The organism is Apibacter sp. wkB309, assembly GCF_002964915.1.
Lineage (GTDB): Bacteria > Bacteroidota > Bacteroidia > Flavobacteriales > Weeksellaceae > Apibacter.
Genome location: NZ_PSZL01000003.1, coordinates 98686 through 114682, shown reverse-complemented (window position 1 = coordinate 114682; position 15997 = coordinate 98686). Strand labels below are relative to the sequence as shown.

Genomic DNA, 15997 nt, shown 5'->3' with positions numbered 1-15997 from the left:
TATAAATAAAAAGACCACAATGGCAGATATAAAACCAGCAGAAGTTTCTGCAATTTTAAAACAGCAATTATCAAATTTCGATCAAAATATTTCCTTAGAAGAAGTGGGGACTGTTTTACAGGTTGGAGATGGTATTGCCCGTATATATGGACTAAGTAACGCAGAACAAGGAGAACTTGTTAAGTTTTCCAATGGATTGGAAGGAATGGTTCAAAATTTAGAAGAAGATAATGTAGGGGTAATACTTTTGGGTAAATCCAATGGTATTAAAGAAGGAGATATTGTTAAAAGAACTAAAACGATTGCATCTATCGATGTGGGTGAAGGGATGATAGGAAGAGTTGTCGATACTTTAGGTGCTCCAATAGACGGTAAAGGTCCGATTTCCGGAGAATTATACAGAATGCCTTTGGAAAGAAAAGCACCCGGTGTATTATTTCGCCAACCCGTAAATGAACCTTTGCAAACCGGTATTATAGCTATAGACTCTATGATTCCTATCGGTAGAGGCCAAAGGGAATTAATTATTGGTGACCGTCAGACCGGAAAATCTACAGTAGCCATTGACACGATTCTAAATCAAAAAGAATTTTATGATCAAGGCAAACCCGTATACTGTATTTACGTAGCTATTGCCCAAAAAGCATCTACAGTTGCGCAAATTGTTAAAACATTAGAAGACAAAGGAGCAATGGCTTATACGGTTGTGGTTGCCGCAAACGCTTCTGATCCTGCTCCTATGCAGGTTTATGCTCCATTTGCCGGAGCTTCCATCGGAGAATTTTTACGCGATACCGGTAGATCTGCATTAATTATCTACGACGATCTATCTAAGCAAGCAGTTGCTTATCGTGAGGTTTCCTTATTATTAAGAAGACCTCCGGGACGTGAAGCGTATCCGGGAGACGTATTTTATTTGCATTCCCGTTTATTAGAAAGAGCTGCTAAAATTATTGATAATGATGAGGTTGCTTCAACGATGAACGATTTACCGGAATCTTTAAAAGGTAAAGTTAAAGGAGGCGGATCATTAACAGCTCTACCAATCATTGAAACTCAAGCAGGAGACGTTTCTGCGTATATTCCTACTAATGTAATATCTATTACAGACGGACAAATATTTTTAGAATCGGATTTATTTAATTCCGGGGTAAGACCTGCGATCAACGTTGGTATTTCTGTATCACGTGTAGGTGGAGCTGCTCAGATTAAACCTATGAAAAAGGTGTCCGGTACACTTAAGATTGACCAAGCACAATTCCGTGAATTGGAAGCATTTGCAAAATTTGGTTCCGATTTAGATCCGGCTACCGCCGCTGTTATTGCAAAAGGAGAGAGAAACGTTGAAATATTAAAACAGTCCGTTAACTCACCTATGCCTGTTGAAGAACAAATTGCTATTATATATGCAGGAACTCAAAATTTATTACGTGAAGTTCCTGTCAATAAAGTTCAAGATTTTAAAAGAAATTTAACGGAAACATTACGAACTCAACATGCCGATTTATTAAAAAGTTTAAAAGAAGGTAAAATAGATGATTCAATTACTTCTTCTTTAGATACGATAATAGCCGGAGTGGTAAAAAATTATTCATAAATAAAAAGAATATTCTCGAAAATGGCAACATTAAAAGAAATACGAAACCGAATTGCCTCTGTAAATTCGACTATGCAAATTACAAGTGCAATGATGATGGTTTCTTCATCTAAACTGAAAAGAGCGCAAGATGCTATTTTAAGACTACGCCCCTATTCAGAAAAAATGCAAGAATTATTATCAAATGTTAGTCCTTTTCTTGATTCAGATTCCGGTGGTGCTGAATATACTAAAAAGAGAGAACTTAAAAAGGTTTTATTAGTTGTCATTACTTCCAATAAAGGACTTGCCGGGGCCTTTAACTCTACTATAGTTAAAGCTGTTAAAAATCTATTGGAAAATGACTATAAAAATACTCAAGTTGACCTTTTAACAATAGGAAAAAATGGATATGAAAATTTAAAAAAATCAGTATCCATATATAAAAATTGCAGTTCTATATGGGATGCGCCAACCTATGAAAATTCTTCTAAAATATCTGAAGAACTTATGCAGTTGTTTTTAAATGGTGAATATGATCAAATTGAATTGGTATATAATCGATTTAAAAATGCGGTGGTTCAGCTTTTACAAGTCGAACAATTTCTACCAATTGAACTTTCTAAAAATATCAATGATTCTTCCTCAGTTAGCGATTATATTTATGAACCCTCTAAGGAAAGTATTTTAACACATCTTATTCCCACTTCATTAAAAACTCAGCTGTTTAAAGCGATATTGGATTCAAATGCTGCAGAACATGGAGCAAGAATGTCTGCTATGCAGGCTGCCACAGACAATGCTAAAGCATTAAAAAATCAACTATCCATATCGTATAATAAAGCTCGTCAAGCATCCATAACCAATGAATTAATTGAAATTGTTAGTGGAGCTCAAGCCTTAGAAAATTAAGATTTTAAAATTATATTCTATATAAAAAGGTTACTATAAACGTAACCTTTTTTATTTTTATCCGGTTTTGGTTCAAATTTTGAGGGATAAAAAGCATAATTAAACCTATTAAAAAATCAAATAATGAATAATTTTGCCTTTGTAAATCCTGTAAAAATTTTATTCGGAAAAGGTATGATTTCCGAAATTACCAAAGAAATACCTTTACAAACTAACATATTAGTCATCTATGGTGGAGGGAGCATCAAAAAAAATGGTGTATATGAACAAGTAACTAATGCATTAAAAGGGTACCAATGGTATGAATTTTCAGGCATTGAACCGAATCCTCACTATGAAACTTGTATGCGTGCCGTTGAATTTATTAAACAGAAAAATATTGAATATGTATTAGCTGTGGGAGGCGGTTCGGTTATTGATGCAACCAAATTTATTGTTGCAGCAGCTTGTTTCGATGAGGGAGATCCTTGGCGAATTCTTGCAGATCCTACTGTGGTTATAAAAAAAGCACTTCCTTTTGGTACTATTTTGACTATTTCTGCCACCGGATCTGAAATGAATACCTATTCTGTCATTACAAAAAATGAAACCCAAGAAAAATTATCTTTCAGTTCACCAATGGTCTATCCAAAATTTTCTGTATTAGATCCAAGTGTAACCTATAGTTTACCTCCGGTTCAAACCAGTAATGGGGTTATCGATGCCTTTGTGCATATTATTGAACAATATCTAACATATCCTGTAAATGGTTTATTACAAGATTTCATGTCTGAATCCATTCTAAAGACCTTAATCATTGAAGGACCTAAAGCTTTAAAAGATCCTAAAAATTATGATGTTAGAGCTAATCTGATGTGGGCTTCAACTTGGGCTTTAAATGGCTGGATTGCCTGCGGTGTACCTCAGGATTGGTCTACTCATATGATAGGACATGAATTAACCGCTTTCTACGAAATAGATCATGCACAAACATTGGCAATTGTTTTACCCGGAGTAATGGAAGTTTTAAAAGAAGAGAAAAAAGATAAAATCCTTCGATTGGGAAGAGAGGTTTTTTCTTTACAAGCCGATTCTATAGATGAATTGATCAAAGATACTATTAGTGCAGTTGAATCTTTTTTCCATAGCATGAACTGTAAAACCAGACTTTCAGATTATAATTTAGGAGAAGAAGCAATAAACCGAATTTCTGAACGAATGGAAAAAAGAGGTTGGCAATTGGGTGAACATCAAAATATTAAATCCCAAGAGGTTAAGAAAATATTAGAATTAAGAAAATAGAAAATTATTTTAGAATTCCGTCTTATAAATCAGGATAGTAAATTATCCTGATTTTTTATTGTTTAAAAATTGATTTATTATAAACTTGATAGCGTATGATTATTACCTAATCCTTTTCGTAACAAAATCTACAATCTCCTTAGTGCTCTGATAATCGAACCATTTAACTGACTCATCTCTCCTATACCAAGTTAATTGTCTTTTAGCATATCTGCGTGAATTCTTTTTAATTTCATCTATGGCAAATTCTAAGGAAGAATTTCCATCGAGATAGTCAAAAAGTTCTTTATACCCAACGGTCTGTAACGCGTTTTTATGTCTATATGGTTGCAAAGAAATAACTTCTTCTAATAATCCTTTTTCCATCATTAAGTCCACTCGTTTATTTATCCTATCGTAAATAAGATCACGAGATGCTGTTAAACCGATTTTTACGGATGTAAAATTTCTTTTTTCTACCAGATTTTTTCTAAATGAACTGTAAGGTTTTCCGGTTCCTCTAAAAATTTCCAACGCCCTCATTACTCGCTGCGGATTATTATAATCCACTTGAGAATAATATTCGGGATCGTTCTTTTTTAGTTCTTCTTGCAAATAGGATAGTCCCTTTTCTTGTATTTCAACCATTAAATCTTCTCTGACTTTAGTATCTATATCGGGAAAATTATCTAAACCTTCATTAACCGCTTTTTCATATAGACCGGACCCTCCTACCATAATGAGTTGATCATATTTATTAAAAAGCTCGTTTATCTTTTTTAAAGCGTCTTTTTCAAAATCGCCTACTGAATAATCTTGAGCAATACTTAAATTTCCTATAAAATGATGAGGAACTAAAGATAATTCTTCCGATGAAGGAGCAGCAGTTCCTATCTTTAATTCTTTATAGAATTGTCTGCTGTCACAGGATATTATTTCAGTTTTTAAATTTTTAGCCAGTTCAATAGATAAAGCCGTCTTTCCTATTCCTGTAGGCCCTACTATAGACCATAAAATTTTCGGATTTTTATTCAATGACAATAGTATTATGTTTTTGCTTTTCCCATGCTACATACTTATCAACTTCTTTGAATAATTTGGAAAATGCAAAAAAGGCAATAGTTAAATCATCAAGAAAACCTATGCCTACTAAAAAGTCTGGTATAAGGTCAATGGGAGATAAAACATAAATAATTAAAAAGGTGAAAATAAAAAGATTTTTAATTCCCGGTTTATATTGCCCCTTTAGTGAAGCCCTTAACATTCTAAATAAAACAGGAATTTTGGAAATAAATGATTTATCTTTAGATACTGCACCTACCAAACGTTTTACTTTCATTTTTTAATACTTGATTAATTAGCTAATTTCAATTTTTATTCCAAATATTACTCTCTGCCGCATTTGCAATTGACACCTCCTCCGCATTTTTTCTTTTTGGAAAAAAAAGTTTCCCTAAATAATTTAATCAAATACCAGACAGCTACTAGTAAAGTTAAGGCTATAAACGCATATTGAAGATAAATATTCACACCTAGTTAACTATTTAGATTAATTCTATGCGAAGATACAATTTTATTTTAAAATATTCTTTTATAATTGATTATTTGCTTTTGAATATTGTAATGGTTTTCAACTAAAAAAACTTATTTTTGTAGAAATTTAGATGTTTTTTATTATGTTTAATAAAGAAGACGAAGAACTAGACCATTTCACACATACAGAATATACTCCTATTCGATCGGATGCCTTTGTTTTATCTCCTGAAGAAAAACAAAAAGCGATTCAAGAGCATTTTACTAAAATTATGCATATTCTTGGATTAGATTTGAATGACGATAGTTTAAAAGATACTCCTAAACGGGTTGCTAAAATGTATGTAAATGAGATTTTTGGAGGACTTCTTCCCGAAAATAAACCGGAAGTATCTACTTTCAAAAATAATTACAAGTATCGTCAAATGCTGATTGAAAAAGATATTACGGTTTATTCAACTTGTGAACATCACTTTCTGCCTATAATCGGAAGGGCACACGTTGCTTACTTTTCAAATGGAAAAGTTATCGGACTGTCTAAAATTAACCGAATCGTAAATTATTATTCCAGAAGGCCTCAGGTTCAAGAACGGCTTACCAGACAAATTGTTGAAGCTATAAAAGAAGTATTAAATACTAATGATGTGGCTTGTGTGATTGATGCTAAACATTTATGTGTTAATTCGAGAGGCATACAAGATACGGAAAGCAGCACGGTTACTGCTGAATTAAGTGGCTTGTTTTTAAACAATCCTACAACAAGAAAAGAATTTTTACATTATATTGGTATTGACTCCCATTTCAAAATTTAAATATGCGCAGCTATCTGAACAATCAAATAAAATTATATAATTCTTTACACGGTAAAAAAGAAGTATTTACCCCTTTGCATGAAGGTTTTGTAGGAATGTATGTGTGCGGTCCAACAGTATATAACAAAGTGCATTTGGGTAATTGTCGAACTTTTTTATCTTTTGATGTTATTAACAGATACTTGCGTCATTTAGGATATAAAGTAAGATATGTTCGTAATATTACCGATGCCGGGCATCTTACCGATGACAATTCTGAGGATAAAATTTCAACGCGGGCTCGCCTGGAAAGAATAGAGCCCATGGAAGTCGTACAAAAATATTCCCTTAATTTTCACAAGGTCTTAGATCAATTTAATATGCTCCCTCCCGATATCGAGCCTACAGCTACCGGCCATATTGTAGAGCAAATAGAGCTAATTAAGAAACTATTGCATAAAGGTTTGGCTTATGAAGTTAACGGCTCTGTTTATTTCGATGTAAATAAATTTGATTTAGAAGGTGGCAATTACGGTGAATTAAGCGGCAGAAAAATAGAAGATATGATTGCCAATACTCGTGATTTAGACGGACAAGGAGAAAAAAGGAATCCTCAAGATTTTGCATTGTGGAAAAATGCATCTCCTGAACATATCATGAGATGGCCTTCTCCTTGGGGAAACGGATTTCCGGGTTGGCATTTGGAGTGTACAGCAATGAGTACCAAATATTTAGGTAAAAAGTTTGATATTCATGGTGGGGGTATGGATCTTAAATTTCCGCATCATGAATGTGAAATTGCACAAGCTAAAGGATCCTTTGGTGAAGAACCCGTAAATTATTGGGTTCATACGAATATGCTTACTTTAAACGGACAAAAAATGAGTAAATCTACGGGCAATACCATTTTACCTGAAGAATTATTTAGCGGTGAAAATAGTTTTATTGAAAAACCTTTTCATCCGATCATTGTTCGTTTTTTCTTTTTACAAGCTCATTATAGAAGTGTCTTAGATTTATCCAACGATGCTATTATTGCTGCCGAAAAAGGATATTTCCGCTTAACTTCCGCGATTGAAAAACTCCCATATATTGCTGCTTCTGAAACTTCAAGTTATAACATTCAGGAATGGATTGATACTTGTTATGAAGCATTAAACGATGATTTTAATACTCCGGTATTAATTTCACATTTATTTGATATAGTTAAACTTATAAATAATTTAGATTTAAAAAAAGAAACACTAACTGCTACTGATTTAAAAAAGTTAAATACTGCTATTCATGTTTTCTTCTATGATATTCTAGGATTGGAACTTTTATCTGATACTATGAAAGATACCGGTAAACTGGATCAAGCCATGAAAGTTCTTATTGATTTAAGAAATAAAGCAAGACTTGAGAAGGACTGGGCTCTTTCTGACGAGATTCGTAATCGTTTGTCGGAAGCCGGTATTAATCTTAAAGATGGAAAAGAAGGAACAACTTTTGAAATTGAATAATTAAATGATCACAAAAAATGAAAAAAATCAGTTATTTTACTATTATTTTAATTCTGTTAGCTTGTTACAGCTGTTCAAAATTAAACAAAAAGGAATCGGCAACTATTATTGCACCTGAAAATGTAATGAATGTTGCTGCTTCAAAAAAAGCTAAGGCAGAAATTACCGGAGAACAAAGCGGTGTATCCATTGCTAACGAAAAAATTAATGTTTGGAATATCGTTTACAGAGATGACAAAGGTAATTTACATTCAACCATTATAAAGAAAATGCCTGAAGATAAAAGTAAGGTGGGTGATTCTTTGTCTATTTATTATGATGAAACTAATCCCATGTCTCTTCCTATTCATGAATCTCAATATGATGAAATGAATAAATAAGTAACGTACTGAAGTGCAGATATAATTAAATTTGTAAAGGATATGTTACGTCTTTTCTAATAAATTTATGATAAAAAAAATATATATCTGCTTATTTTTACTAGTATTTACGATTATTGGTAAAGCTCAGCCTAAGACCTCGACAGATGTAATCAAGGATATTAAAGTAATCACTTTTTCAGATTTTAAAAATATTATTGAGAAAGAGAATGATAAATTTTTAGTCGTTAACTTTTGGGCTACATGGTGTATGCCTTGCGTTGTTGAAATCCCTTCCTTTATGAAAGTAAATGAAAGGTTTAAGGATAACGTCGGTTATAAAATGATCTTAATAAATTTAAATCCTGTTAAAAATATTGAATTTGTTAAAAAGTTTATACGTAAATATTCCATTTCAACCGAAGTTTATCTTCTAAATGATCTCGAAAATATGGATCAATGGATTCCTGCTATTGATCCACTATGGGAAGGAAGTATACCTGCAACCGTTTTTTATAAAAATGGAAGTAAGGTTTTATTTAAAGAGCAATTACTTAATGAAAAAGATTTAGAATCTATAATTATTTCCAACTTATAAAGTTGGATAAAGCTTAATTCATTCTCATTATGATAGTAATTGCTTTTTTTGTGGTATTTACTAGTTAGCTTTATACTTTATTTTATACTGATACTATTTTATCTAAAAAAATATATATTTATGGATTGAATTGTTTCAACTAATTTTAAATATATTGGAAACCTTCAAGGCTATGATTTTACCATTAATAAATTCCAATCAAAGTATCATTTGATAGTTTTTAGGAAACTTTTAAAACACAACCATAACCCTTCCCTGAATTAAGTTAATGTTTTCTTTATTGGTTCCATAATTGTTATAAGGTCCTAAATTAATGTAGGAATAATTAACTTTAAAACCTATGTATTTATTTAGATAGTAATTTACTGCTAATGATAAATCACTCATTCTCCCCCCTTTTAAAATTTCCGTATTATAGATCCCGTCATTAAGATCTGTATAATCATATCTAATAGCCATTTCCAAAGTATGATCTCCCGGTTTTTTCAATCGTCTGTCCCCTAAATTATATTTATAGGTTTTGTCTCCGAGTATTAAAAAACCCGATTGCACATAAAAACCATCGGCGTTATACGAATGATTATTTGCTTTTCTATTGATATGAATCGAATAATATTCGCCTTGCAAAAAAGCAGGTCCGGCAGTCGCTAATAATTCCGTCACCCATCTGTACTGATCTTTAACGTTAGTGATAGTTATGTCTAAGGGTTTCTTTTTTTCAACATTTGTATTTAAATTTCCGGAGTAACTCATAATCCGTTTGGTTTTTTTATTATCATCCAAACCATCTCGATTACCATTTCTATATTCTCCGGATATTCCTATATGAACTAATTTATCTTTAGTACTGACAGGATCAACCGAAAATTTACCTACAAAAGCATATCCTTGATTTCCTTCTTTGCTGTTGGTTATTGCATCGCTATCTGTATAAAAGCCACCGCTATAATATATTCTTTTATTCCATTTTACATAGGTAAAACCCAGCTGTCGACCCGAACCAAAAACTTGTGAACTAGCTGCTGCCGTCATAAATTTAAGCCATGCAGAACTTTCCCAGTTTTCCAACCCGAGTTGCTCTCCGGCATATCCCAACTTAACCCAGGAATTTTCATTTATATTATAAATCAAATGGATGTCTTTGGTATTTACTTTTTTATCGGAAAAACCAAAATCTATTTTTGCATCCCATTTTTTATATCGCATTTTGGAGGTTAATCGCACATCAGATATAGTCATTCCGTTACCCAATGGAGTTTTATCATCAAAATAAACAGCTCCGTCAAAAGCTATTCGACCTCCCATGGTTATTTTTACATTGTCCTCAGTATTCGTACCTGTTTTTATTTCGAGTGTTTGAGCTTTAACAGAATTAACAAGAAAGATCAGAAATAACAGACCAATTAAATTTTTTTTATTCATAATTGCAAGAACTTCAAAATATTTCCTCTGAACATTTTTAGATTGTTTAATTAATTCAGAGGAAATAAACTTAATTAATATTACTTCATTATGTAATCAACGGGTTTACCTATGGCACCGTTAGGCATTTGTATTTTTAATAATGCAGATATGGTAGGAGCAATATCTGTCATATAAACTTCTTCTGTAGTGCTTCCGTGAGGAATTTTCCAGCCCATTAAAATAAAAGGTATGTGCGCATCATCCGGTCCCCAAGTACCATGCGTACCTCCTTTGGATGGGTCATAGTATTCAAAATCATAAGATCCTCCGTCTAAAATAATTTGTATTTCTCCGGAATATTCTCTGTTATACCCGTTAATGATTTTTTCTTTAATATATTGAGGAACTGTTGCTATGGATGCTTTTTTCATATCAACGGCATATAAGACCCCTTCCAGAGTTTGAAGATAATCAATACAGGTTTGTTTAAGATCTTCTAAATTTATTGAGGCTTGTTTGATTGCAGTATAGTTGAAATTTACTTGATAGTTATTAAAGCTTCTAACTAAATCATCTCTTCCGTATTTTGATTTCAAATAATCATTAATTTTCTTTTCGTAGGGAGTTAATCTTCGAATTGCACCGGCCATTTTATTGTCATTCATAAAATTTGCATTAGGTATTCCTGCATGATCGGCACTTAGAAAAACCAGGTAATTTCCTTTTCCAACTTTACTGTCTAAATGATTAAATAAATCTGCTAATTCTTGATCCAGTTTTATGTAAGAATCCTCTGTTAATATAGAATTGATTGAATAATGGTGAGCCATTTTATCGGGAGATGAATAACTTATGGCTAAAAAATCGGTATCTCCTGTTTTGTTATTTCCCAAATTCTCATGATCAATCGCCAACTTGGCTATATCTGTCGTGGTTGTGTTTCCATAGGGTGTGTATTGAATCAAGCTTACACCTAATGTTTTCATCATTTGGGAAGTTTTCATTGGAAAGGAAGGAGTTTCATATCCTTTAAATCCTACTTCATATTTACCCAGCATTTTGATATCCGGACTTTGTATGTAAGTTGAAATGGGATACGTTGGATTCCAATCTTTACTTAAATATTTTTCCGGCATATTTTTAGAATTATATTCTTTTAACCATTTCGGTAATTCTTTCATATAGTAGGTACTGGTTATCCATCTTCCGCTTTTTGCATCAAACCAATAGGCAGCATCTGCTGCATGTCCTGCTGGTAATATACTTCCTCTGTCTTTTAAAGAAATACCTATTACTTTTGATCTTGAATTGGTAGCATATTTAAGCTGGTCGGTAACTGTTGATACTTTTAAATTATACGGAGACATTTTCCCTACTTTGTTTTCCGGGTCATCCAATCCTACCCCTTTTACTTTGGAGTCTTCTGTGCAATAAATGCTCCTGCCGGTGTTTTGCTCTATATAATCATTTCCTGCAATTCCATGTATGGAAGGAACTGATCCTGTATAAACCGTACTGTGTCCTATGGCTGTAAATGAAGGAACATAATTTACCATGCAATTCTCAAATGAAAATCCTTCATTTAAGAGTCTTTTAAAACCTGCATTTCCATATCTGTCATACAATCGATATAGGTAGTCCCATCGCATTTGGTCTACAATGATACCAACTACTAACTTGGGCCTTTCTACCTGTGTTCTATTTTGAGCTTCTAATGATCCATATAGGATCATCAAAGTAAGCAATGTGAGAGTAATTTTTTTTATTTTCATATGTGTATATAGTTCAAAAAATTGGTTACAAAATAAAGATAATTTTATATGTATTATGTATTTATTTTATAGAAATTGTAGCTTTAAATTCAATATTTTATCAAGTTTGTTATTATTTAAATTAAAGAAACATAGATTATCATGAATTTAATATAATTAAGTCTACAAATTGAATCAATTTTTAGAAATTATCGTAATAAATCCTAATCATATTTATTATTTATATCTTGTTTTCAAATATAAAAAAATTTACCAATTAAATTAATAATAAAATTAATTTCAATAAAATTTCTTTTATATGAATTTCAATTCAATTAAAATGATTTAAGCTATAAATTTAATAAAGGTTTTTAAATTATATAATTTATCGGAAAAGATGTTAAAAATAAAGGTTTATCTATGTTGTATCTTTTAAGCAATATGTTTTTTTAGTTATATAATTATCAATAGATTAAATTGATTAAAGAAAAATGAAGAAAATTTTTCAATAGGCCAATATGCTTTCAATTTAATAAAATGCTTTTTTTTAAAAAAAATTTAGCTTCAATACTCTAAACATTATTGAAGCTAAATTTAAATGCTAATAAATTATTTTATCTGTATTCTTTTTTAACCTCTTCATATGTATTAACAATATCCACTTGAGTATTGTCTTTTAAACGTCGGATGGTGTATGAAATAGGTGCAGATGAGGCTACAAGAGCTTTTTTTCCTAATAAATTCATATAATCCATGAATTGATCATAGTTGGTTACAATTTCGGATGGACCTCCCAATACTGAAACTTTTATTTTATTGGAATTAAACAACTTTTTAAATTCCTCATTCTTTTGATAATTTCCGCCAACTGAAATTCTACCAATTTTAAAGTCTACAGCTCCTTTAACCATATTACTGGTTTCTTGTGAAGACTTTTTAGTTTCAATCAGCAAATAGGCTACTCGACCATAATCTATACTGCTAATATATACCGGTTCGTAAGGACCGCTATCTAAAAGACTAATATCTCCTTGTACCCAGTTTGACCAGTGCACCGGATCTATACCTGCAGAATATACGGTTTGTCTTAACTTAACCAAAATATAGCTTGATGATTTCACATTTGATTTATTATAATCATAGTCAAAAGAAGAATTTGCTATACCGGCAAAATTTGCTTTTATATGCAGATTTATTGTTTTTTTGAAACTCTCTTCTGTTGTAACACGCTCACTTTCATACGTATAATTTGCAGGAATATATTCTTCTGGGAAATAACCTGTATTATTTAATTTCAAATCCGATAATGCTTGAAAAACTTCACTTCCTTTAGGAACAACATCTTTTTTAACATTAACATTAACTCCTTGTATAGTAAGAAACAAGGTAACCGGATTAAATGGATTATGAAGAACTACCGGATCATACTTTCCGTTTAAAAAAGATTCTCCTCTAAGTATGCTTCCCGGATATAAAATTGTTTTTTCAATATTTGCTTCACTCATGAGATCTGCAACCGAAAATTCGTTGTAACGACGCGTAACGATTTCGTATTCTTTACGGGGAACACCATCAGCATCTATACTTGTATTCCCTGTAAATTTTGTAGATATTTCCATATCCGGTTCGGAATGAAATTTCACTTCACGCAATCCCCTACTACCGGAAACCGCATCATCGTCGCTACTACAAGAGTTAAACACACTACCAAGGATAAATCCTAAAATCAGAACGGATACTAAATTTTTTTTAAAAGTCATTTCTGTATAGTTTTAGATTATTATTATTAAAGATTATTATTTCCTTCTGTTCCCCAATCATCTTTCCTTCCATAGGATACTACAGGAATATTTTTGTATTCGATATTGGTTATTATCCCATTTACATCTTTTTTGAAAATAATTTTATCAATAGTATTTATTATGTATGCTCTTTTTCCTCCTTCAACTTTTTGAACATCATAAAAATCTCTGTTCTCTTTATTACGAAAATTTGATTGTTCGAAACTTCGCGAATTATAATATACGTTATAGCTTAAATTCTCAAGATATTTATCATATTCTTCATTTCCTGTATCTATATAAAGTTTATGAAATACACCATTTAAAGAATGATGCCAAGTAGACGATTTCCTAAGCCTGATTTCATAATTATATGCAACAATTCTCACAGAGTTAAAAAATAGTTCACTCTTCGATATCAATTTTTTAGGAATTTCATTATTTTTAGCATTTACAATAAAAGCACAATAGGTATGACTAAAATTACCTGCTTTTTTAATATATAGAGTAAATTTACCTTCGTTTTCAACTGTATAAATATTATCGACCTTTTTATTTTTAAAATATAGATCATAATCTTCTCCTAACATTTGATGAGAAATAGGACCTCCTGGTTGAGGCATGATAGTAAATGCTTCATCCGGTTTAATAGTGGCACCAGTAATTTTATAAGTTAATACAAGAGAATCTCCTACCTGAAGATTATTCATGGTTGATCCATTGGAAGCTTTGACAAATTTTATTGAAAATGTTGGATTTTCAATTAGGTTTTGATCTGTATTAAGATTTAAATCATTAGTATCAGAATCGCTGCAGGAATATATAACAACCATTAGCAAAAACAAAAGCATTAATTTTTTCATAGCTAGTTTTTATTTTTAATTAATACTGTATTAACGTAGATTTTAATAAATTATTTTACAATTAACTAAAATTTATTTTGTTTTGTTCTATTAACGCAACAAATACTAGATAAATCAATATATATTAAATATTTTGTTATATAATAATTTATATAAAAAAGAGAATTTTAATTTCGCATTAAACATGTGGAAACACTTCCAAACCATAAAATATCAAGGCAAGAATCATAGTTGGATGATAATACGAATATTTACCTTATAACAAAATAAATACTCCTTATTAAAACATTTAGCCTCAATACCACGAAAAGTATTGAAGCTAAAATTTAAACTTGGTGCATAATTGTTGGAGTTCTTTTCTGACTTCTTCGTAATTATTCACGATTTCGACCTTTGTATTGTCTTTCAAACGACGAAAAATATATGAAATTGGTGCAGAAGAGGAAATGATGACATCTTTTCCATATAAATTCATATAATTAATAAATTCGTCATAGGAAATAACTCAATTAGAAGGCCCACCTAACACGGAGACATTCATTTTTTTTTGTATTAAACAGTTTTTTCAATTCTTCATTCTTTAAATAATTCTCTCCTGATGTTAATTTTCCTATCTTGTAATCAACCGCACCTTTTACCATTTTACCGGCATCCTTCGCTGACTTATTTGTTTCAATTAATAAATAAGATACCCTACCATAATCTATATTGCTGATATATACCGGTTTATACAAACCAATTTCCTATGCTTTTATATTACCTTCTACCTAATTCGTCCAATTAACAAGATCTATACCCGCTGAATAAACTGTTTGTCTTAGTTTTTACCAAAAAATAGCTGGATGCTTTTAAAACGGAATTATTATAATCGTAATCAAAAGTGGAATTTACAAGGGATGAAAAATTAGATTTTACATGTAAATTGATAATTTTCTTAAAACTATCAACCGTAGTAACTCTCTCACTATTTTACGTATAATTAGCCGGAATATATTTCTCAGAAAAATAACCGGAATTACAAGTTTTTACTTAGGTTAGAGCTTGTGAAACTTCACTTTCCTTAGGTAAAGCATCTTTTTTAATACTTACTTTGACCCCATTGATCGTAAGATATAATAATAACCGCATTAAAAGAATTCGTTAGGATTAATGGATCATAGTTTCCGTTAACATAGGTAAAGCATCTTTTTTAATACTTACTTTGACCCCATTGATCGTAAGATATAATAATAACCGCATTAAAAGAATTCGTTAGGATTAATGGATCATAGTTTCCGTTAACAAATGACTCTCCTCTTAATAAAGATCCGGGATATAAAATCGCTTTTTCAATTATTGTTCCTTTCATTAAATCCGCTTTTGAAAACTCATCTCCTAAAATTAATTTCATTTTCCTTACGTGGAACATCGTTTTTCATCGATATCTGTTTCACCTGTTAGGCTTTACAGATATCCCCTTATCTGACTCGTTTAGAAATCGTACGGAACAAAAAAATTAATATTAGAATCAGCAATATCGTCGCTGCTACATGATTAAAAAATTCTACTAAGCATAAATCCGGAAAGAATACCGGATAATACACACTTTATAAGATTCATTTTTTATAATTTTAGATTATTTGTTAAAATTACTTTTTTTAATTAATACCTGGTGTCTTGATTAAAAA

15 protein-coding genes are annotated in these 15997 nt (G+C 31.2%); 7 read left to right on the top strand and 8 right to left on the bottom strand.

Annotation, left to right across the window (positions count from 1 at the left end; all coding sequences use genetic code 11):
* Positions 1-19 precede the first annotated feature (19 nt).
* The 3 genes from atpA (at position 20) to C4S75_RS03665 (ending at position 3769) form a co-directional block, all read left to right on the top strand.
* The gene (atpA, locus tag C4S75_RS03675) at positions 20-1597 is read left to right on the top strand and encodes a F0F1 ATP synthase subunit alpha (RefSeq protein WP_105296976.1); all 1578 of its coding nucleotides are present in this window, start codon (positions 20-22) and stop codon (positions 1595-1597) included.
* A 21-nt stretch (positions 1598-1618) separates the two neighbouring features.
* Positions 1619-2488: an ATP synthase F1 subunit gamma gene (gene atpG, locus C4S75_RS03670; RefSeq protein WP_105296975.1), complete on the top strand. Its 870-nt coding sequence runs from the start codon at positions 1619-1621 to the stop codon at positions 2486-2488.
* Between the two features lie 123 nt (positions 2489-2611).
* Complete coding sequence (locus tag C4S75_RS03665; protein ID WP_105296974.1) at positions 2612-3769, top strand: iron-containing alcohol dehydrogenase; 1158 nt, start codon at positions 2612-2614, stop codon at positions 3767-3769.
* Positions 3770-3871: 102 nt separating this feature from the next.
* Here C4S75_RS03665 and miaA read toward each other — a convergent pair whose 3' ends face one another.
* Positions 3872-4789: a tRNA (adenosine(37)-N6)-dimethylallyltransferase MiaA gene (gene miaA / locus C4S75_RS03660; RefSeq protein ID WP_255410575.1), complete on the bottom strand. Its 918-nt coding sequence runs from the start codon at positions 4787-4789 to the stop codon at positions 3872-3874.
* Entirely contained in the window at positions 4776-5087 is a 312-nt protein-coding gene (locus C4S75_RS03655; protein WP_105296972.1) for a YkvA family protein, read from the bottom strand. The genes miaA and C4S75_RS03655 overlap by 14 nt, the downstream gene beginning before the upstream one ends.
* 337 nt (positions 5088-5424) lie before the next feature.
* Between C4S75_RS03655 and folE the strand changes: the two genes are divergently transcribed.
* The 4 genes from folE to C4S75_RS03630 all read left to right on the top strand — a co-directional run bounded on the left by folE (position 5425) and on the right by C4S75_RS03630 (position 8531).
* The gene (folE, locus tag C4S75_RS03645) at positions 5425-6093 is read left to right on the top strand and encodes a GTP cyclohydrolase I FolE (protein WP_105296971.1); all 669 of its coding nucleotides are present in this window, start codon (positions 5425-5427) and stop codon (positions 6091-6093) included.
* 2 nt (positions 6094-6095) lie between these two features.
* On the top strand, positions 6096-7574 hold the full coding sequence (cysS, locus tag C4S75_RS03640; RefSeq protein ID WP_105296970.1) for a cysteine--tRNA ligase: 1479 nt from the start codon (positions 6096-6098) through the stop codon (positions 7572-7574).
* 17 nt (positions 7575-7591) lie between these two features.
* Positions 7592-7954 (top strand): hypothetical protein, encoded by a 363-nt coding sequence (locus tag C4S75_RS03635; protein ID WP_105296969.1) that lies wholly within the window; start codon positions 7592-7594, stop codon positions 7952-7954.
* Between the two features lie 67 nt (positions 7955-8021).
* Positions 8022-8531, top strand: coding sequence for a TlpA disulfide reductase family protein (locus C4S75_RS03630; protein WP_105296968.1), 510 nt, complete (start codon positions 8022-8024; stop codon positions 8529-8531).
* A gap of 231 nt (positions 8532-8762) precedes the next feature.
* Here C4S75_RS03630 and C4S75_RS03625 read toward each other — a convergent pair whose 3' ends face one another.
* From C4S75_RS03625 to C4S75_RS03600, 6 genes are all read right to left on the bottom strand, one after another.
* Complete coding sequence (locus tag C4S75_RS03625) at positions 8763-9953, bottom strand: OprO/OprP family phosphate-selective porin (RefSeq protein ID WP_105296967.1); 1191 nt, start codon at positions 9951-9953, stop codon at positions 8763-8765.
* Positions 9954-10033: 80 nt separating this feature from the next.
* Complete coding sequence (gene pafA, locus C4S75_RS03620; protein ID WP_105296966.1) at positions 10034-11707, bottom strand: alkaline phosphatase PafA; 1674 nt, start codon at positions 11705-11707, stop codon at positions 10034-10036.
* 593 nt (positions 11708-12300) lie between these two features.
* Complete coding sequence (locus tag C4S75_RS03615; protein ID WP_105296965.1) at positions 12301-13446, bottom strand: thiol-activated cytolysin family protein; 1146 nt, start codon at positions 13444-13446, stop codon at positions 12301-12303.
* A gap of 26 nt (positions 13447-13472) precedes the next feature.
* Complete coding sequence (locus C4S75_RS03610) at positions 13473-14330, bottom strand: hypothetical protein (protein WP_146105556.1); 858 nt, start codon at positions 14328-14330, stop codon at positions 13473-13475.
* 509 nt (positions 14331-14839) lie between these two features.
* Positions 14840-15064 carry a hypothetical protein gene (locus tag C4S75_RS03605; RefSeq protein WP_105296963.1) on the bottom strand — a complete coding sequence of 75 codons (225 nt, stop codon included), beginning with the start codon at positions 15062-15064 and terminating at the stop codon, positions 14840-14842.
* A gap of 455 nt (positions 15065-15519) precedes the next feature.
* On the bottom strand, positions 15520-15720 hold the full coding sequence (locus C4S75_RS03600; RefSeq protein ID WP_105296962.1) for a hypothetical protein: 201 nt from the start codon (positions 15718-15720) through the stop codon (positions 15520-15522).
* Positions 15721-15997 lie beyond the last annotated feature (277 nt).